We start from the raw sequence: 19,073 nt of genomic DNA on the forward strand, positions 1-19,073 counted from the left end.
ATTGTGGGGGCGGGTCCGGGGGCTGCTGTTTAGGGTGGGCTCATGTCTCATGAGCACTCTGGTAATAGCGACGCCACATACTTCAATGACGCTGCGAAAACGTGGGACAGTCCTGAAAAGACTGCCCGTTCACAGCGCATCGCGGATGCTATCCGGCAGCGCATTCCGATGAGTTCGGCGTGGCGTGTACTTGATCTGGGTGCTGGTACTGGCCAGCTTGGCCGTGCCTTGGCTGAGCAAGTGGCGCATGTCCTTCTCATCGATACATCTGAGGGCATGATTGATGTTGCTATGGATGCGATTGCTGATCACCCTCGTGTTCAGGCTCGGGTTCATAACCTTCTCGATGAGCCATTGAACGATTCCTTTGATCTTGTTGTCAGCGCGATGGCTCTTCACCACATTCCTGACACCAGGGCTGCTTTGCGAAGCATTCGGGGAGCGCTCGCACCGGGAGGTTGGGTTTCGCTGGCGGATCTTGATCATGATCCAGAGAATCTTTTTCATGCGGATACGCACACTGGGCACCGGGGTATTGAGCGAGATGTGTTGCGGGAAGATCTGGTGCGGGAAGGTTTTGTTGATGTGCAGGTGGAGACGGTGGCCACGGTTGTGAAGGCTAAGGGTGGTGTTGCTCGCGAGTTCAGTGTTTTTCTTGCGACGGGGCATCTGTAGTGTCTTAGGTGTTCTTCCCCCGGGGCTGGTGGCAGGGTTGAGGGTATGCGTATTGCTCTTGCGGGTTACTCCTATGGTCGTACTTTGCATGCTCCGTTGATTGCGCAGGCGGGTGGGCAGATTGTTGCTGTGGCGACTTCGCACCCTGATCGGGTTGCGCAGGCGAAAGCGGATTTACCGGGGGCGATGGTGGTTCCTGATGTGACTGCGTTGGTGGATGTTGTTGTGCGCGTTGGTGCTGATGCGGTGGTTTTGTGCACTCCTACGGGTAAGCATGTTGAGCATGTGCGTCAGGTGATTGCGGCGGGGGTGCCGTGCGTGGTGGATAAGCCGATGGCTGTTTTTGCTGATGAGGCTGATGCGTTGGTTCAGCTGGCACGTCAGGAGCGTGTGCCGTTGACGGTGTTTCAGAATCGGCGGTGGGATGCCGGTCCGTTGGCGTTGGCGCAGGTGGTGCAGCGGGGTGATTTGGGGCAGGTACGTCGTTTTGAGATGTCGTTTAGTCGGTGGCGTCCGGAGCCGAAGCAGCGGTGGAGGGAGAACGCTGATTGGCGTGAGGGTGGTGGTGTTCTTAACGATTTGGGGCCGCATGTGATTGATACTGCGGTGCAGGTGATGGGGCCAGTTGCCAGCGTGTATGCGGAGGTGAACGCGTTTACTACTCCTGCGGATGATGATGTTTTGCTGTGGTTGCGTCACGTGCGTGGTGGGTCTTCGATTTTGCGGGCTAGTTCGTTTGATCCGTTTCCTGCGCCTCGGTTCCGTGTGACGGGAACGAAGGCGGCGTTTGTGTATGAAGATGGTCCGGACACGATTGGTGTTTTGCCGGATTTGGCTGATGCTCAGGGCGGAACAGGGTGGGTGTATGCGGGCTCTGAGCGGTGGCCCGGTCCAGCGGTGAGTGAGACGGGTGCGGAGTTCTATCGGATTTTGTCGGCTGCGTTGCAGGGTCAGGGGTATGAGGATAGGCAGGCGGGGATGCCGGTTGATCCTATGGATGCGGTGCATTCCATCCGGGTTGGGCAGGCGGCGCGCCTTAGTGCTGCACAGAGCCGGGTTGTCCAGGTGGAGTGAATCGGGGTCGGGGGTGTTCTGGTTGTGCAGGTAGGTGTTGGGCAGTCGTTAGTGTGGGTAGTATGGCAACTACTTTCACCGTCCTTGGTCTTATGCACTGGCTTGGGCTGCTGCTCATCCTGGTTGGTTGGGCGATGTCCTTCGCGGCCCGTCGGATTCATGCGTTGATGGTGTGGGGTGCACGCCTGCAGCTATTGATTGGTTTGGGTTTGGTGGGTGTGCTGGAGATGTCTGGCGGCACGGTGAACCACATGATGGTCGGGGTAAAGCTGCTTGTTGCGGTTGCTGTTGTTGGTTTGTGTGAGGCGTCGAATGCGAAGGCTAAGCGTGGTCAGGATTCGTTTACGTTGGCTCATGTGGCACTTGGGTTGACGTTGGTCAACACCGTGATTGGGCTGGGGTTTATGGGCTGATCTTCCTGGTGGAGTACGGCGTGTGATGCGCCGTGCGTGAGATTGTCGGCGTGTTGTCAGGCGGCTGTCCCCGCGTGCTGGTGGGGATGGCCGCCTACAGTTATCGGTGATGAGCAACCTGTTCGAGAATGTGCCTTTTGAGGCTCTGGGCGATGTTGTGCCGAAAGGGCCTGTAACTGCGAGTGACGTGGATGGAGCTGGGGGATGTGTGCCTGCTCCGCAGGAGTCACCTGATCATGATTTGGGGGGTGTGAGGCGTCCTGAGGGGCGTTCGGTGTTTGATGCTGCCGCGTTGGTGGAGGGATTGAACGAACCACAGAAGCAGGCGGTTTTGCATGAGGGTGGGCAGTTGTTGATCGTCGCTGGTGCGGGGTCGGGCAAAACGAGGGTTTTGACGCATCGAATTGCGTATTTGTTGGGGGCTCGTGGTGTCCAGCCGGGGCAGATTCTTGCGATCACTTTCACCAACAAGGCTGCTGGTGAGATGCGTGAGCGAGTTGAGCAGTTGGTGGGTGGTAGGGCGCGGGCGATGTGGGTGAGTACGTTTCACTCTGCGTGTGTGCGTATTTTGCGGCGTGAGGCCGACAAGGTCGGCATGAAGAGTGGTTTTTCTATTTACGATGCTGCTGATAGTCAACGTTTGATGGCGTTGGTTATGCGTGAGCTGAATATCGATACTAAACGGCATACTCCGCGCAGTTTTGCTCACCGGATCAGTAATTTGAAAAATGAATTAATTGATTCGGATGAGTTTGCTTCTCGGGCTCGCTCTGAGGGTGCAGAGGTCATTGATGGAATTGTTGCTGATGTGTATTCGGAATATCAGCGAAGGCTGAGGCAAGCGAATGCTTTTGATTTCGATGACCTCATTATGGTGACGGTTCATATGCTGCAAGCTTTCCCGGAGGTTGCTGAGTATTACCGTCGTCGGTTCCGGCACATTATGGTGGATGAGTATCAGGATACGAATCATGCCCAGTATGCGTTGGTTCGGGAGCTAGCTTCTCCTATCCCAGAGAAGCCTGCTGATCCCGAAAAGGGATTGCTGTCGCAATCCCGGGTTCCTGGGGCTGAATTAGTTGTCGTGGGTGATTCTGATCAGTCAATTTATGCTTTCCGTGGGGCAAGTATCCGAAACATCAATGAATTCGAACAAGATTACCCTGATGCCACCACGATTGTTCTTGAGCAGAACTATCGTTCCACGCAAACTATTCTTTCTGCAGCTAATGCTGTTATTTCGCAAAATAGTGAGCGTCGCCCGAAGAAGTTGTGGAGTGAAGGTGGTGCGGGGTCGAAAATTGTTGGTTATGTGGCAGATTCTGAGCATGATGAGGCTGCCTTCGTTGCGCGGCGGATTGAACAGCTTATAAAGAGCGAGTCTGTCAAACCGCACGAAGTTGCTATCTTTTATCGCACTAACGCGATGTCGCGTGCTCTTGAAGAGGTGTTGGTGCGAACTGGGCTTCCGTACAAAGTTATTGGCGGAACTCGTTTCTATGAGCGCCGCGAGGTAAAAGACGTTTTAGCGTATTTGAAAACAATCGCTAATCCTGCGGATACGGTTAACTTGCGCCGCATTCTTAATGTTCCCAAACGTGGTATCGGTGACCGCGCTGAAGCTCTTGTTGCTGATTTCGCTGATCGTGAGCGTATTACGTTTGTTGAGGCGTTGGGGCGTGCTGATGAAATCCCGATGATGGCTAAACGCTCTGCGAATGCGGTTCGCTCATTCACCACTTTGTTGGAGGCGCTCCGCAATGTTCTGGAGGATGGAGTTGGCGTAGCTGGGTTGGTCGAGGCAATTCTTGAACAGTCGGGATATCTTGACGAGCTGCGCGGAAGTAAGGATCCGCAGGATGAAACTCGCTTGGATAACCTTGCGGAGCTTGTTTCGGTGGCTCGGGAGTTCGATGAAGAACGCGAAAGTCGGCGGTTTGAGGCCCAGACTGCTGCGCATGAGGAAGCTGTCGCGGATGCGCTAGCTCAAGGGAAAGACTTACCCGTGAAGACAACGTCAGCAGAGGCAATGGCGGATGATCCTTTGGATGAGCTGACTGAGTTTCTTGAACGCGTCTCGTTGGTAGCAGATTCGGATGATGTCCCAGATGAAGCGGTTGCTGCAGGGGGCGCAGAAGCGCAAGCTTCGGGTGAGTATGAGGGCGCAGTTACGTTGATGACCATGCACACGGCGAAAGGGTTGGAGTTCCCCGTGGTGTTTGTGGTCGGGATGGAGGATGGGACGTTCCCTCATTTCAGGGCTTTTGAAAGTTCCCATGAGATGGAGGAGGAGCGCCGTTTGGCTTACGTGGGCATTACACGCGCGAGGGAACGGTTGCATGTATCGCGGGCTGTGGTTCGTTCTGCGTGGGGCACTCCGAAATACAATCTGCCTTCGCGGTTTCTTTCGGAGATTCCGCAGGAGTTGGTGGAGTGGGAAAGAACAGAGGCTGCTGTAAGTGGGGATTTGCGTGCGGCTCCGGCGGTGGCCACGTTGTCTTCGGCGTCGCGGGTGAGGCCAGTTGCGAATCGACCGATTATTGCGCTAGTTCCCGGTGATCGGGTAACGCATGATTCGTTTGGCCTAGGGCGTGTGGTTCAGATTGAAGGTGAGGGTGATCGCACAATTGCGCACGTTGACTTCGGTGAGAGCAAAGTGAAGAGGCTGTTGCTGAGGTATGCACCGTTAGAGAAGCTGTGATGCGGCAACGAATATGTTGATGGGGTCGCGATATAACGCGACCCCATCAACATGCTATTTATTGCCATTGTGATGCTCATGGAGCAGCGCGACGGAAGTCCATGTGCTCTACACGTGAGGTGCGGGTGTGGATATCGCAACGCGTCACGTGCCTGGGTGCGAGTGTGTACATGCCCCCGTCACTGCAGTTGCAGCGACAGTGAACGCACTTGCTCCCAGAAGGTGGTAAAGCGTGGATCGACGTAGCTGAGACACACCTAACACTCAACCATGGGCTAGAGGTAGCGCAGGTTTGGAGTATTCCCGCTCCCGGATGGTAGGCGCACTCGATGACAGCCTGGGCCGTAGGGCAGAAAAGCAGGATGAGATTTCTGACCTATTACCGGCTGTTGGTGCAGCCATTCATCGGAACGATTGTCTCAGCTGAACGTCGAGCCCGGGGAGTCAGGCCGCCTTTTTATACCCCCAGGCGACCCGATCTCCTCGTAAGAAGTCTGTGGATTTCGTCAGGGACGAACACCGCGGGCGTCAAGCCACGGCAGGGGGTTGATCGCACGACCCTTAATGCGGACTTCGAAGTGCAGGTGAGGTCCGGTGGAGTGTCCAGTGTTGCCGAGTTCACCGATCTTCTCGCCAGCCTTGACGCGCTCGCCGACCTTGGTGGAGAAGCAGTTCAGGTGTGCGTAGCGGGTCTGCGTGCCATCGCCGTGGTCGATGTAAACGACCTTGCCGTATCCAGCAAGGTTGCTTGCCACGGTGACGCGTCCGGCTGCAACGGCGCGGATCGGGGTTCCCTTACGGCCAGCGAAGTCAACGCCCTTGTGCATGCGGCCCCAGCGCATTCCGAAGCCGGAAGAGATATGGGTTCCGGTAACGGGAGCGGCGAAGGCGAAGGACTTAACTGCGGCCTGTGCTGCGCTGGAAGCAGCGGTCTGTCCGGCGATTGCGGGGGCGGCTGCTTCAGCGGTGCCGTTGCCCACTAGGCCGATGCCGGCTGCCAGAGCAGCTGAAGCGACAATTCCGCGTCCGACGTTGTTTTGCTGTTTTTGCGCTCGGTGGCGTCCCTGGTATTGCGACATCGTATTCCTTCTTAAGGGGTGCGGCAGTTGCTGCCGCGTTTGCACGCGGCGTACCCCACTTCCCCAGATGAAGCACAGGGAATCCTCGACCGACTCCTTCGACGGTGATGCGTGGTCGAGCAGGGCGGCATATGCCGATTCGCCATCAGGGGGGCGAACGGGGGTGACACTACCAACTCCGTTATGGATTTGTGACATGAGGTCACACCACATCGCCGCGACACGCCGATGATAACGTTTACAAAATTCTTTTTGGAAAAATATATATGTATATACGACTGTTGAATATGCTGGTCAATAACTATATTTCGCTGACCGCGATATCTTTCCGGTGTTGAAACTCACTTTTCCTGTACCTTCGAGATGTCATCTGCAGAAGTAAACCGCGGCAGAGTGCGCCAGTGACGCATGAGCCACCCGACGACAATGAGGTTGTCCCTCGTGGATCTTTTCGAATATCAAGCCCGAGACATGTTCGAGAAGCATGGTGTTCCCGTGCTTGCTGGTAAAACCGCTGATACTCCTGCAAAGGCCCGTGCTGCTGCTGAAGAAATCTCAAGCGGAGTAACTGTGGTCAAAGCCCAAGTGAAAACTGGCGGCCGGGGTAAAGCTGGGGGAGTTAAGGTCGCCAAAACCTCGGATGAGGCTGAAAAGTATGCTGAGCAGATCCTCGGGATGGACATCAAAGGACATACTGTACACCGAGTGATGATAGCGGCAGGCGCTCAGATTGAAGAAGAATACTACTTCTCAATCCTGCTAGATCGAACTAACCGCACCTATCTTGCCATGTGCAGCAAAGAGGGCGGTATGGAAATTGAACAACTTGCCGTCGAGCGTCCTGAAGCGCTAGCGCGTGTAGCGGTAGACCCGAACGTGGGTATTGACGAGGCAAAAGCAGACGAGATTACTGCTGCTGCAGGATTTGACGCTGATACAGCAACAAAAGTTGCGCCAGTACTTATGAAGCTGTGGGAGGTCTATCGTGACGAAGATGCCACGCTTGTTGAAGTGAACCCTCTCGTCAAAGTTGCTTCCGGCGAGATTGTTGCACTAGACGGAAAAGTCACTCTTGATGACAATGCAGTGTTCCGTCAGCCAGGCCATGCTGACCTAGTAGACGAAGCTGCCGAGGAACCTCTAGAAGCGAAAGCTAAGTCGCTTGGTCTTAACTACGTGAAGCTGGATGGCAACGTAGGCATTATCGGTAATGGCGCAGGGCTAGTGATGAGCACCCTCGATGTCGTTGCCTATGCAGGTCAAGAGCACACCGGTGGAGTGAGCAAACCGGCTAACTTCCTTGATATCGGTGGTGGTGCTTCTGCTGAGGTTATGGCAAATGGGCTGGACGTCATTCTCGGAGATGAGCAGGTCAAAGCTGTGTTCGTAAATGTGTTCGGTGGGATTACTGCATGTGATGCGGTAGCGAACGGCATCGTAGGTGCACTCAACAAGTTGGGGGATAAGGCGACCAAGCCTTTGGTGGTTCGCTTGGATGGCAACAACGTCGAGCAGGGGCGAGGCATTTTGGCTGACTATGGTCACGCTCTTGTCACCATCGAAGACACCATGGACGGCGGTGCCCGCAAGGCTGCCGAACTCGCTGCGGTGAGCCACTGATCTGCGAGCACTTGAGAGGGAACAAATGTCTATTTTCCTTAACGCCGACAGCAAGATCATTGTTCAAGGCATGACCGGCTCTGAAGGTATGAAGCACACGCAGCGCATGCTGGCAGCTGGTTCGCGCATTGTTGGCGGTGTTAACCCGCATAAGTCGGGCCAGCAGGTGACGTTCGATGCTGGGCACACTGTTCCGGTTTTTGGCACAGTGGCCGAAGCAATGGCCCAGACAGGTGCCAATGTCTCGGTAGTCTTCGTGCCCCCAAAGTTCGCTAAGGACGCGGTGATCGAGGCAGTAGATGCTCAGATGCCATTGCTCGTGGTCATCACAGAAGGTATTGCGGTCAAGGACACTGCCGAGTTCTTCAACTACGCGCAGGCCAAAGGGACTACACGGATTATTGGTCCGAACTGTCCAGGCATCATCACTCCTGAGGTGTCGAACGCAGGCATCACGCCGGCAGACATCGCCCCTACAGGAAAGCTCGGGCTTGTTTCTAAATCAGGCACATTGACGTACCAGATGATGTACGAGTTACGGGACCTTGGATTTACCACGGCAATCGGTATCGGGGGTGACCCGATTGTGGGAACCACGCACATTGATGCGATTGCGGCTTTCGAAGCTGACCCGCAGACCGAAGGCATCGTCATGATCGGTGAGATCGGCGGAGATGCTGAGGAGCGAGCAGCTGCCTACATTAAAGAGAATGTGACGAAGCCTGTTGTGGGGTATGTGGCCGGTTTTATGGCTCCGGAGGGAAAGACCATGGGGCACGCTGGCGCGATTGTCTCTGGTGGAGCAGGTACGGCTGATGCAAAGAAAGCCGCTCTTGAGGCTGCTGGAGTAAAGGTGGGGAAGACTCCTACGGAGACCGCAAATCTTATGCGCGAGCTCATGACTTCTGAGCTTTGATCCGTTTGCTTGCAGTGTTACCAGATGGGTGCGCGTGTAGGCGTCAGAGGGAAGAAGTTATAAAGGTCAGCCAAATAGGTGTAGTGGTTGTGTCTTTGTGACTTAGGTGAGGTGTCCTGCGCTGATGGCGCATGCAGCACCGATGAGCATGGCTGGGCCGTGGGGTATGTGCGTGTAGCGATGCGCTTGTCGAGTGAGCAGAAGTGCGAGGGCGGTGATACCGGAGAAAGCAAAGCCAAGCCAGGCACCGATTATGAGGGTGTCGATGCTGTGCCAGCCGAGGATGGCTCCTAGCGGTAGGGCAAGCGTTACATCTCCGCGGCCGAGGCTGCTAGGGGCGCAGTGGTGGAGTAAACGGTAGAGGAGGCGAAGGCTGAGTGCGCCTGCTGCTGCGGTGGCGAGGTGATTGTGCCGTCTGGAGGGGTCGTTAGTGATCAGGGTGGTTGTGGCCCATAGAAGAATGCCGGCAGCGAGCAGGACTGCGATGGCGCCAAGGGTCAGCGGTCGGGGTAAACGGTGGTAGCGGATGTCGTTGTAGGTGAGGGGGATAGCCCATAAGAGGAAACCAATGTCCAGGGTGATGGTGATGGTTATCGGGGTGAGCATGGTGTGTCTCCGCTGGTTGTGTTGGTGGCTTCATGGTGGTCGCTGTGAGGTTGGTGCCGCTGGGGTTGTCTGGGGTGATGTGTGAGTGCGGAGGGGTTGTGGAGTAGTTGTGTCTGGGGTGAATGTGTTTGGGGTGTCGTGGTGCTTGGGTGTTTGAGGGTTGGCGGGGAAGATGGGTGGGATGTCTGCGCTACGTATGCCTTCGTTTAAGTTCCGTCGCCGTGGTCCGCGTGGTTCCTCCGCGGGTGAACCGGGTTCGTTGTCGTCTGTGAGTGTGAAGAGGCCGCCGCTTATTGGTGGTGTTGTTGAAGCTGTATGGGCGGCGTTGGTGTCGAGTGTGTTGTTTGTGTTGTTTGTATTAGTGGGGTGGTTGGCTGGTTCGACCGGGTCGGGCTCGGGGCTGGGTGCAGTGGTTTTTGGGCTGCAAACGTGGTTGTTCGCCCAGGGAGTGCCGTTGTTGATTCAGGAGCAAACAGTCAGCGTGGTGCCGTGGTTGGCAGCTGTGGTGCCGCTGGGGTCGTTGGTGTGGGCTGGTGGACGTTTGTTGGGGCGCATGCCGGATGCAGGTGGTTCTGCTAGTTCGGTGGAGTTGACTGGTTCGGGTGCGCGGCGAGATGTAGTTCGTGGTGGGGTCGGTTTTGTTTCTGGGTATGCAGTAGTACTGGTGTTGGTGGCGGTATTGGCCAGAGTTGAGGGGATATCTGCGTCGGTGTTGTGGGCGCCGTTTGCTGGTGTGTGCTGGCCTGTGATTGCTTTTGTGGTTGCTGTTCAGCGTCGGTTTGAGGGTGGTTTGGGACGGGTTATTCCGCGGCTGGGGTGGTTTTGGCGGGTTGATGTTCCTGATTGGGGTAAGCGGGTTGTTGGCCCGGCCGTTCGTGGTGTGGTGGTGTTGTTGGCTGCGGGAGTTGTTGCGGTTGTGGCTGCGGTGGTTGTTGGGTGGCAGCGTGTTGAGGTGGTGAATAGCTATGTGAGTCCGGGTTTGGTTGGCGGTGTTTTGTTCACGGTTGTGCAGTTGGCGTATGCGTTGACGTTGGCTACGTGGGCGGTGGGTTTCGCTGCAGGGCCTGGTTTTTCAATTGGTGAGGACACGTTGATCACGTGGGGTAATGCGAGTGTGGAGCCGGTGCCGTTGGTGCCGGTGTTGGGCGCCTTGCCCGATCCTGGGCCATTACCGGGGTGGATGACGGCGTCGGTGGCTGTTCCTGTGGTGGTGGGGATGTGTGTGGCTGTGTGGGCGTTGCGGAGTGTGGGGAGTGCTTTGCCTGCGGTTGGCGTGCGTGAGGCTGGGCGTGCTGGTTTGGCTCCTAGATCTGGGCGTGGTTTGTTGTTGGGGCGTTTGTTGGTGGTTTCTGGTGCAGTGCTGTTGTGTGCGGTGATGATGGGCGCGGTTGGTGTGTTGACGGCTGGGTCGTTGGGTAATCAGCGTCTGGTGGATGTAGGAGTTAGTGGTGTGGCTATGGGAGCTACGTTGGCTGCTGAGATGTTGGCGGGTGCGTGGGTGGTGGTGTTTGCCTCGATGGTGTTGCGGGCTCGTTTTGTTTCTCCGGAGCAGAGCGCGAAAGAGCCCGCTACGTCAGGGCGTCGGTGATCTTCTAGGGGAGGTGTCGAAGGGCGGTACGGACAAGTTCCCAGAATCCGTCGGTATTGAGGTGGGTTGCGGTGCGGGTGTGGCAGTCGGCGGTGGTTGCTGTGCGTAGGTCGGTGACGGTCATGCCGCGGGTGAGTGTGCCGTGTTGCTCGACGTGGATGGGGGCAGGGATGCAGGTGATGAGTGTGGGGGCTAGGACACGTGCAACTGCGCAGGGGTCGTGCACGATTGCTCCGGTGTGGGAGCTACCGGTGGTGCGGTAGTTCGCGCTGTAGGTGTTGAGGAGGTCGGCTACAAGGGTTGCGGTGGTTGTGTTGATGTTGCGGATGGAGGTGATGACCTCGGGGGTGGCGATGGCTTGGCGGGTGAGGTCCAGGCCGATCATGGTGATGGGCCAGTCGGCGTTGAGGACGATAGATGCAGCTTCGGGGTCGGCGTGGATGTTGAATTCGGCGACGGGGGTGACGTTGCCGGTTCCGTGACTTCCACCCATAAAGACGACTTCGTGTATGCGGTTGATGATGCGGGGCTCGATGGTTATCGCGGTGGCGATGTTGGTCATCGGGCCAATGGGGACCAGGGTGATGGTGTCGGGGTCGTTGGTCATGATGGTGTCGATGATCAGTTGTGCGCCGTGGCGGGGATCGGTGGAGCGGTCAGGCGTGGGCAGTGTGATGCCGCCGATTCCGTCGGTGCCGTGGATGTGGGTGGCGTTTTTGTACGTGTTGTTGAGGGGCTGTGCGCATCCGGCTGCGATGGGTGCGGTGATGTTGCTGAGGGTTGCTAGGGCGAGTGCGTTGTGGGTGACGTTGTGGAGGGAAGAGTTGCCGCCGACAGTGGTGATAGCGGCGAGGTTGATGTCGGGGTGTCCTTGGGCGAGAAGGATGGCGATGGCATCGTCGATGCCGGGGTCGCAGTCCAGGATGATGGTGGGGGTTGCGTTCATGCGCGCAGAGTAGCGATTGTGGGTGTGGCAGTTAGGCTCGTTGTGTGACTAGTGATTTGTTGTGCTTGTTTCCAGGTGGCGTGTCGGTGGATAAGCCGCTGTCTGTGGTGGTGTTGGTCTCTGGTGGGGGCACAAATTTGCAGGCATTGCTAGATGCGATTGCCTCGCATGAGGACTATCCGGTGCGTGTGGTTGCCGTGGGTGCTGATCGTGGGGGGATTGAGGGTTTGGCTCGTGCTGAGCGAGTTGGGATTCCGACGTTTGTGGTTCCGGTGGGGGATTTTGCGGATCGGAGTGGGTGGGATGTGGCATTGATGGAGGCTGCTGCTTCTTTCGAGCCGGATTTGGTGGTGGGGGCTGGTTTTATGAAAATTGTTGGGCAAGCGTTTTTGGCCAGGTTTGGGGGGCGGTTTATCAATACTCATCCGGCGTTGTTGCCGAGTTTTCCTGGCGCTCATGGGGTGCGAGATGCGCTGGCGTATGGGGTGCGTGTGACGGGAGCTACGTGTCACTTTGTTGATGCAGGTGTCGACACTGGAGCGATCATTGATCAGCGGGTGGTTGCTGTAGCTGATGGTGATACTGAGGATTCGCTTCATGAACGTATCAAGGTAGTTGAGCGGGAGATGTTGGTGGAGGTGGTGCGGCGTTTGGCGGTGGATGGTGCGCGTGTTCAGGGGCGCAGGGTGCTGTTTGGTGGTGAGAGCAGGATGAGTGGTGGCTCGTGCGTGGTTTGATGCATTGAGCTTGTTTGTTTTGTTCGGGTTGTTGTTTTAGAGGAGAGTTGTGGCTGTCAAAGTGAGTGCAGCGTCTGGCCCTGCTGCTGGTAGTGATGCGCAGGGGCGTCGTCCTGTTCGGCGTGCCTTGTTGTCGGTGTATGACAAGACGTCTTTGATTGAGTTTGCTACGTGTTTGCACGATGCAGGTGTGGAGCTGGTGTCGACGGGTGGGTCGGCGCGTGCTATTGAGGCAGCGGGTCTTCCGGTGGTGAATGTTGAAGACATCACGAAGTTCCCGGAGTGTCTTGAAGGTCGTGTGAAGACTCTTCACCCAAACGTGCATGCAGGGTTGTTGGCGGATACGCGTAAGCCGGACCACTTGGAGCAGCTGGGTGAGTTGGGTGTGGAGCCATTTGAATTGGTTGTTGTCAACCTGTACCCATTCGAGGAGACGGTGGCTCAGGGGGCGGGTGTTGATGAGACGGTGGAGCAGATCGACATTGGCGGTCCATCGATGGTTCGTGGGGCTGCGAAGAATCATCAGTCGGTAGCGATTGTGACGGATCCGTCGCAGTATGCGCAGGCTGCTGAGGCTGTGCGTGCCGGTGGTTTTACGTTGGAGCAGCGTAAGAAGTTGGCTGCGCAGGCTTTTGCGATGACAGCTTCGTATGATGTTGCGATTGCGGCGTGGATGAGCCGTTCGGTGGTGGAGCAGGCGCCGGAAGATTCAGGTTTTCCTGAATGGGTAGGGGCGGGGTATCGGCGCGTTGATGTGTTGCGCTATGGCGAGAATCCTCATCAGAGCGCGGCGCTTTATGCCGGTGGTGTAGAGGGCTTGACGCAGGCTGTGCAATTGCACGGTAAAGCGATGAGCTACAACAACTATGTGGATACCGACGCAGCGTTGCGTGCTTGCCATGATCATGGGGATCAGCCGACGTGCGCTGTCATCAAACACACCAATCCTTGTGGTATAGCTATCGCTTCGGAGGAAGAGGGGATTGCTGTTGCTCACCGGAAGGCGCATGAGTGTGATCCGACGAGCGCGTTTGGCGGCATTATTGCTGTGAACCGTCCAGTGACGGCGGAGATGGCTCGTATGGTGAAGGATATTTTCACCGAGGTTGTTGTTGCGCCGGATTTCGAGCCAGAGGCTTTGGATATTCTTCGGATAAAGAAGAACATCCGGTTGTTGAAGACGCCTACGCCTGTGCGTGAGGGTTTTGAGGTGCGGCATATCTCGGGCGGTTTGCTGGTTCAGCAGCGCGACCTGATCGATGCTGAAGTTCCAGTTTCTGATGATGACAAGCCTTCAGCTGGGCATGGTGATGATGCCGCGCGGTGGATGCTTGTGGCGGGTGCTGCTGCCGATGAGGCGACGTTGGCGGACTTGCAGTTCGCGTGGCGTGCTGTGCGTGCGACGAAGTCGAACGCCATTTTGCTTGCTAAGGATGGCGCATCGGTTGGTGTCGGTATGGGACAGGTGAACCGTGTTGATTCGTGTCGTTTGGCGGTGTCGCGCGCTGGCCAGGAGCGGGTTCAGGGTTCGGTTGCGTCTTCTGATGCGTTTTTCCCGTTTGCGGATGGTTTGCAGGTGTTGATTGATGCTGGGGTGCGTGCGGTCGTGGCTCCTGGTGGGTCTGTACGTGATGATGAGGTGATTGCTGCTGCTGAGAGCGCGGGTGTGACTTTGTACTTCACTGGTACACGGCATTTTGCGCACTGAGTGATGTGATGCGGATGGCCCGGGTTCCTTTGAGAGGGGACCGGGCCATTGCGTTGGGTGAGTTTAGTGGCGTTTTTTCAAGTATGAGAGTGCGGCGTCGAGGAGGGGAACGGAGGGGGTTTGGTCGACGGCGTATGAGATCAGCATGACGGTGGTGTTACCGATTTTGGTTAGGGCTACGTCTTGGGTGAGTTGGTGGGGGGTGGGGCTGTTGGATGGGGAGGGTGTTGCAGCGGGTGAGGTGGGTGTTGTTGTGGCCGGTGGCGGTGGTGGTATGAGTTGTTGTCGCCAGGTGATGGTATCGGGGTCGGCGCTGCGGAGGGTGAGGCCGGAGACGGTGTAAGTGCTGGATCCGCCGTGGGTGTCGGTAGCGGTGTAGCGCTGGCAGTCGGTGATGCGTGTTTTGAGTGCGGTGATGATGTTGGTTGCGGTGTTGCCTTCGTAGGTGCGGATGTGTTGTTCAATCCATGGGCCGGTAGGGGTTTGTTGCCAGCGTTTTGCGGTTGTATCGACTGGAGGGTGCGGTTCGATGTCTACGCCGCAGATGTTCATGCGGTAGCCGCCGGAGTCTCGGGGGGTAGTGACGTTCCATCCCACGGGTAGGAACGATTCGCCGAGCATGTATTTCAAAGATGTGCCGTTTCCGCCGGTCATTCGGGCGACGGTGGTGGGGTCGATGGTGGGGGTGGTGCTGGTTGGTGTCGTGGTGTTGGGGGCGGGGGGTGTGTTGTTGTTTGTGGCGGCAGCGGTGGCGGTGGTGGTGATGGTGGGGGTGCTGTTGGGGGTGGGGCCGCATGCAGAGAGTGTGGTGAGTGCCAGAAGTGTGGTGGTCAGGCGTACTACAGGGTGGTTATGAGTCCGCACGCGTGGCTGCCTCTCTAGGAGTTGGGCTGTGTGACCGTATGTTGTGCTGGATTACTTTGGGGGAGAGGGTGATCAGAGTTCAGGTGGGGGATTGTTTTCAGGATAAAGCGAGAGCCGAGTTTGGCTGTGAAATGATGCATGCCATGACTGCTGGCATTCTCGATGGAAAGTCCACTCTTGCGACCATTAAGGAAGAGTTGAAGGTTCGGGTGGCGCGTTTGAGTGAATGTGGTGTTGTCCCTGGGCTGGCTACGGTTTTGGTGGGTGAGGATCCGGGATCGCAGATTTATGTGAATGCCAAGCATCGGGATTGTGAGCAGATTGGTGTGCGCGGCATGCGGCATGATTTGCCGGCTGATGCTTCGCAAGCGCAGGTTGAAGAGCTGATTGATCAGTTGAATGAGGACCCCAAGGTGACGGGGTTCATTGTGCAGCAGCCCACGGGGTTGGATGAGTTTGCGTTGTTGTCGCGCGTGGATCCGGCTAAGGATATTGATGGGTTGCACCCGTACAACTTGGGGTGTTTGGTGATGAATCGGCCAGCGCCGTTGCCATGCACTCCGTTGGGGTGTGTTGAATTGTTGCGTCGTTTTAATGTGCCTTTGGCTGGGGCGAATGTGGTGGTTGTTGGGCGTGGGCTGACTGTGGGGCGGCCTATTGGAATGTTGTTGACGCGGCGTTCAGAGAATGCGACGGTGACGATGTGTCACACGGGGACGAAGGATTTGGCTGCGCATACGCGTGAGGCAGATATTGTCATCGCAGCTGCTGGGGTACCGGGCATCGTGACGAAAGAGATGGTTAAGCCCGGCGCGGCTGTGCTTGATGTGGGTGTTTCGCGTGTAAACGGGAAAATTGCTGGTGATGTGGCTTTGGACGTTGCTGAGATTGCGGGTTGGGTTTCACCGAATCCTGGTGGTGTGGGTCCGATGACGCGTGCGATGTTGTTGAGCAATCTTGTTGAGGCTGCGGAGCGGCAGGCAGGGTTGGCTGAGGTCTGATGCGTAACCCGTTCGCGGGGCTGGGATTGTGGTGGGCTTTGGCGGCGGTCACTGTCGTTGGCCTGGTTTTTGCGGCTTTTGGGCGCGTGTTGATTGGTGGTGGGCTGGTCGCTATTGGTTTGGCGGTCTGTCTTTTGCTGCGCGTGTTTGGTGAGTCGCGTGGGTTTGATTTAGGTGCTGTGCAATTACGTTCACAGTCGATGGATGTGTGGTTGTACAGCACTGCTGTCATTAATATGGCCGGCGCTTCCATGTTGGTGACTCGAAATATGAGTGTGCGCTGGCTAGTAATCGCTGATTTTGCCCTGGTCATGTGGGGTTTAGTCATGTTGGTGTTGTCGAGAAAGAATGCACGAGCGGCGGTCTCGGCGTCGCAAAGTGAATTGGGGGATGTGAGTGACTGAACGGGTTCGTCGTGCCCGCGAGGGGTTGGGTGTATGCGTTGTGACGGCAGTTGAGGATGTGACTGCGCGTATGCGTCGTGTGACGTTTAGCGGGTCTGGGTTGGCTGAGGCGGTGGCGACGGGCCCGGATCAGCGGGTCAAGTTGAGTTTTCCTGATTCACATAGGTTTACCGGTGATGCGGATGAGATGTCGCGGGCTCGGCGAAAGCGTCGTACATACACGCTGTTGTGGCTTGATACGCAGGCTGGTGAGGCGACTGTCGATTTTGTGTTGCACCCCGGGGGCGTGGCCGCAGCGTGGGCGTCGCAGGTGCAGGTGGGCGATGAGCTGATGTTGACTGCGCCTGTCGGGGGTTTTGTTCCAGTTGAAGGAGCCGAGGAGGTAGTTCTTGTTGCTGATGAGACGGGATTGCCTGCCTTGCAAGCAATTGTTGCTTCTTTGACTGCTGAGCTGCCGGTGCGAGCGTTTATTGAGGTTGCGGATGCAGCTGAGCATCAGCCGGTGAGGTCTGTGACGGGTGCTGAGGTGGATGTTGTCTGGATGGATCGGGATGGTGCTGCTCATGGTTCGCGTATGAGTGAGCTGGCCGCTTCGTTGCCTGGTGAGGTCTCTTCTCGTAGTTCTGTGTGGATTGCGGGGGAGTCTGCGGCAGTAAGGCAACTACGTAACGCTCTTGTTACGCAGGGTGGTTTGGATCGGCATCAGGTTGATGCGGTTGCGTATTGGACGAAAGCTGAGGGACGTAACGCTGGCCGACCGGAGCAGTGATGAAGTGAGGCGGCCACCTGGGTGGCCGCCTCACTGTGTTGGGGTTATTTGATCAGGCCAAGTTCTTTGACTTGGTCGCGCTCGGCTTCCAGGCGCGCGGCCGATGCCATGATGCGCTCTTTACTGAAGTCATTGAGTTCGATGCCTTGAACAATTTCGTATTTTCCGTCTTTTACGTGGCATGGGAAGGAGGAGATGATGCCTTCTGGTACGCCGTAGGAGCCGTCGGAGGGCACGGACATGGAGACGATTTCGTCGGTGCCGAGCATCCAGTCACGCATGTGGTCGATGGTGGCGTTAGCAGCCGAGGCAGCGGAGGATGCACCGCGTGCTTTGATGATGGCTCCGCCGCGGGTTGCGACGGTGGGAATGTATTCCTCAGTGATCCAAGTCTGTTCGACCAGTTCAGTGGCGGCTTTACCGTTCACTGCGGTGTTGAACAGGTCTGGGTACATCGAGTCGTCGTGGTTACCCCAAATAGCGAGGTTTTTGATTTCTTCGACTGTCACGCCGAGTTTTTTGGCCAGCATGGATTTGGCGCGGTTGTGGTCCAGGCGAGTGAGGGCGTTAAATTGCTCTGGGGCCATGTCGGGGGCGTTTTTCATGGCGATGAGGGCGTTGGTGTTGGCTGGGTTTCCGGTGACGAGAACCTTGGCTTTGGGGGCGACCTTGTTGAGTGCGGCGCCTTGACCGGTGAAGATTTTCCCGTTGGCGGCAAGGAGGTCGGCGCGGTCCATGCCTTCTTTGCGGGGCATAGCACCTACGAGCATGGCACCGTCGACGTCTTCGAAGATTTCTTCGGGGCTGTCACCGATTTTGATGTTGGTGAGGGTGGGGAAGGCGCAGTCGTCGAGTTCCATGACGACGCCTTTGAGAGCCGGTAGGGCTGGGGCAATTTCGAGGAGTCGCAGTTCGATGGGGGTATTGGGGCCGAGAAGGTCTCCGGCTGCGATTCGGAATAGGAGGCTGTAGCCGATTTGCCCGGCGGCTCCGGTGACGGCGATCTTGACGGGGGTAGTGCTCACAGGTTCATCAACCCTTCCAGCGACGGTGCTGCTTTGGTGTGAGTGTCCGTGCGGTTTGGCTCCGTTAGGTGATGCCTGCCGCGCGATCGGACCGAGTCGGTCTTGGGTTTGACGCTACCAAAATGGGGGTGTCTGGGTGTTGTGTAGCGGGTTACAGATGGTGGAGGTCGGCCCGTGCGTGGGCGGGCCGACGCTTGGTGTGGTGGGTCAGCTTCTGCCGAAGAGTTTTTTGAAGAATCCGGGTTTTTTGTCGGGTTTTGCTTCGGGTTGGGGCGTTGGGTGTTGAGGGGGCAGAGGGCTGTTTTCTGCGGTTGTTTCTGTTGTGCTGGGCTGTTCGTCTTTTGGTGTTGTGTCTTCTTTGTCGTTGGTTTCGGGCGGTAGCGATTCTTCGGTGGTTAGTTCGGGGGTGGGGGGTTCTTCGGTGGGGGTGGCGAATGGGTCGGTGTAGTCCATCGCAATGAATGTCTTTTTTTCTTCGGAGAAGACGTAGGTATCGGGCAAGGATGCGAGGTGTTCGATGATTGTGCGTGCGGCTTCGTTGTGTTCGTTAGCGGGGTCGTGGTCGCCGGAGAAGTCGATCATGGTGGTGCAGCGTGAGATACGTCGTTGTTCGAGGGCGGGGGCGTATTCGGCGTAGCGGTCGCCGAGTCCTTCGGCTTCGTCGTCGTACCAGAAGGTGAAGGTGTAGCTGCCGAGCGAGAGTGTGACGTTGAGGACGCTGGTGGTGGTTACTGGTGGTGGTTCGTGTCCGGTGAACAGGTCGCCGAGGATGGTTTCGAGTTTGTCTTTGGTGAGGGTTGTGTCGGTGGTGGTGAAGATGATGTGGGGGTGTGCGGATCCGGCCATGGTTTCTATGGTGTCGCATTGGGGCGCTCGTGGTGGCGTGCGGGGTGCGGTAGATGCTCTGTCGTTTCTTAGCTTGGTGAGGGGTTTGGGGAAGTAGGGTC

18 protein-coding genes are annotated in these 19,073 nt (G+C 56.9%); 12 read left to right on the top strand and 6 right to left on the bottom strand.

Translation table 11 applies throughout. The annotated features are described in order from the left end of the window. Nucleotides 1-42: 42 nt before the first annotated feature. The 4 genes from DXZ77_RS00380 (at nt 43) to DXZ77_RS00395 (ending at nt 4,863) form a co-directional block, all read left to right on the top strand. A complete protein-coding gene (locus DXZ77_RS00380; protein ID WP_115029074.1) occupies nt 43-675 on the top strand; it encodes a class I SAM-dependent methyltransferase in 633 nt (210 codons plus the stop codon). Nucleotides 676-720: 45 nt separating this feature from the next. Further along, a complete protein-coding gene (locus DXZ77_RS00385; RefSeq protein WP_115029076.1) occupies nt 721-1,749 on the top strand; it encodes a Gfo/Idh/MocA family protein in 1,029 nt (342 codons plus the stop codon). A 62-nt stretch (nt 1,750-1,811) separates the two neighbouring features. Continuing rightward, nucleotides 1,812-2,162 (top strand): hypothetical protein, encoded by a 351-nt coding sequence (locus DXZ77_RS00390; RefSeq protein ID WP_115029078.1) that lies wholly within the window; start codon nt 1,812-1,814, stop codon nt 2,160-2,162. A 109-nt stretch (nt 2,163-2,271) separates the two neighbouring features. Then, nucleotides 2,272-4,863, top strand: a complete 2,592-nt coding sequence (locus DXZ77_RS00395; RefSeq protein WP_115029080.1) for a UvrD-helicase domain-containing protein — start codon at nt 2,272-2,274, stop codon at nt 4,861-4,863. Nucleotides 4,864-5,369: 506 nt separating this feature from the next. On the opposite strand, the gene DXZ77_RS00400 is transcribed toward DXZ77_RS00395, so the two are convergent. Continuing rightward, entirely contained in the window at nt 5,370-5,942 is a 573-nt protein-coding gene (locus DXZ77_RS00400) for a M23 family metallopeptidase (RefSeq protein WP_181815976.1), read from the bottom strand. 441 nt (nt 5,943-6,383) lie between these two features. Between DXZ77_RS00400 and sucC the strand changes: the two genes are divergently transcribed. Together sucC and sucD are read left to right on the top strand one after the other, a co-directional pair. Then, complete coding sequence (gene sucC, locus DXZ77_RS00405; RefSeq protein WP_115032324.1) at nt 6,384-7,562, top strand: ADP-forming succinate--CoA ligase subunit beta; 1,179 nt, start codon at nt 6,384-6,386, stop codon at nt 7,560-7,562. A gap of 25 nt (nt 7,563-7,587) precedes the next feature. Further along, nucleotides 7,588-8,478, top strand: coding sequence for a succinate--CoA ligase subunit alpha (sucD, locus tag DXZ77_RS00410; protein WP_115029084.1), 891 nt, complete (start codon nt 7,588-7,590; stop codon nt 8,476-8,478). Between the two features lie 102 nt (nt 8,479-8,580). On the opposite strand, the gene DXZ77_RS00415 is transcribed toward sucD, so the two are convergent. Next, the gene (locus DXZ77_RS00415; protein WP_115029086.1) at nt 8,581-9,084 is read right to left on the bottom strand and encodes a prepilin peptidase; all 504 of its coding nucleotides are present in this window, start codon (nt 9,082-9,084) and stop codon (nt 8,581-8,583) included. Between the two features lie 181 nt (nt 9,085-9,265). On the opposite strand from DXZ77_RS00415, the gene DXZ77_RS11570 reads away from it, so the two are divergent. Further along, the gene (locus DXZ77_RS11570) at nt 9,266-10,672 is read left to right on the top strand and encodes a cell division protein PerM (protein ID WP_147279127.1); all 1,407 of its coding nucleotides are present in this window, start codon (nt 9,266-9,268) and stop codon (nt 10,670-10,672) included. A 4-nt stretch (nt 10,673-10,676) separates the two neighbouring features. Here DXZ77_RS11570 and DXZ77_RS00425 read toward each other — a convergent pair whose 3' ends face one another. Beyond that, nucleotides 10,677-11,618 carry a nucleoside hydrolase gene (locus tag DXZ77_RS00425; RefSeq protein WP_115029090.1) on the bottom strand — a complete coding sequence of 314 codons (942 nt, stop codon included), beginning with the start codon at nt 11,616-11,618 and terminating at the stop codon, nt 10,677-10,679. Between the two features lie 44 nt (nt 11,619-11,662). Between DXZ77_RS00425 and purN the strand changes: the two genes are divergently transcribed. Next, nucleotides 11,663-12,355, top strand: a complete 693-nt coding sequence (gene purN / locus DXZ77_RS00430; RefSeq protein WP_306746255.1) for a phosphoribosylglycinamide formyltransferase — start codon at nt 11,663-11,665, stop codon at nt 12,353-12,355. A 49-nt stretch (nt 12,356-12,404) separates the two neighbouring features. Next, nucleotides 12,405-14,063, top strand: coding sequence for a bifunctional phosphoribosylaminoimidazolecarboxamide formyltransferase/IMP cyclohydrolase (gene purH / locus DXZ77_RS00435; protein WP_258553050.1), 1,659 nt, complete (start codon nt 12,405-12,407; stop codon nt 14,061-14,063). Between the two features lie 63 nt (nt 14,064-14,126). On the opposite strand, the gene DXZ77_RS11960 is transcribed toward purH, so the two are convergent. Then, nucleotides 14,127-14,927: a hypothetical protein gene (locus DXZ77_RS11960; protein WP_115029092.1), complete on the bottom strand. Its 801-nt coding sequence runs from the start codon at nt 14,925-14,927 to the stop codon at nt 14,127-14,129. Nucleotides 14,928-15,070: 143 nt separating this feature from the next. Between DXZ77_RS11960 and DXZ77_RS00445 the strand changes: the two genes are divergently transcribed. From DXZ77_RS00445 to DXZ77_RS00455, 3 genes are read left to right on the top strand one after another with little or no spacing between them, the layout of a single operon-like run. Beyond that, a complete protein-coding gene (locus DXZ77_RS00445; RefSeq protein WP_115032330.1) occupies nt 15,071-15,928 on the top strand; it encodes a bifunctional methylenetetrahydrofolate dehydrogenase/methenyltetrahydrofolate cyclohydrolase in 858 nt (285 codons plus the stop codon). Next, on the top strand, nt 15,928-16,332 hold the full coding sequence (locus DXZ77_RS00450) for a hypothetical protein (protein WP_115029094.1): 405 nt from the start codon (nt 15,928-15,930) through the stop codon (nt 16,330-16,332). The genes DXZ77_RS00445 and DXZ77_RS00450 overlap by 1 nt, the downstream gene beginning before the upstream one ends. After that, nucleotides 16,325-17,101 carry a siderophore-interacting protein gene (locus tag DXZ77_RS00455; RefSeq protein ID WP_147279130.1) on the top strand — a complete coding sequence of 259 codons (777 nt, stop codon included), beginning with the start codon at nt 16,325-16,327 and terminating at the stop codon, nt 17,099-17,101. Before DXZ77_RS00450 ends, DXZ77_RS00455 begins: the two co-directional genes overlap by 8 nt. 44 nt (nt 17,102-17,145) lie before the next feature. Here DXZ77_RS00455 and DXZ77_RS00460 read toward each other — a convergent pair whose 3' ends face one another. Together DXZ77_RS00460 and DXZ77_RS00465 are read right to left on the bottom strand one after the other, a co-directional pair. After that, nucleotides 17,146-18,126 carry a malate dehydrogenase gene (locus tag DXZ77_RS00460; protein ID WP_115029098.1) on the bottom strand — a complete coding sequence of 327 codons (981 nt, stop codon included), beginning with the start codon at nt 18,124-18,126 and terminating at the stop codon, nt 17,146-17,148. A gap of 207 nt (nt 18,127-18,333) precedes the next feature. After that, complete coding sequence (locus DXZ77_RS00465; RefSeq protein WP_115029100.1) at nt 18,334-18,972, bottom strand: hypothetical protein; 639 nt, start codon at nt 18,970-18,972, stop codon at nt 18,334-18,336. Nucleotides 18,973-19,073 lie beyond the last annotated feature (101 nt).

Origin of the sequence: Dermatophilus congolensis (genome assembly GCF_900447215.1) — a bacterium.
Classification (GTDB): domain Bacteria; phylum Actinomycetota; class Actinomycetes; order Actinomycetales; family Dermatophilaceae; genus Dermatophilus; species Dermatophilus congolensis_A.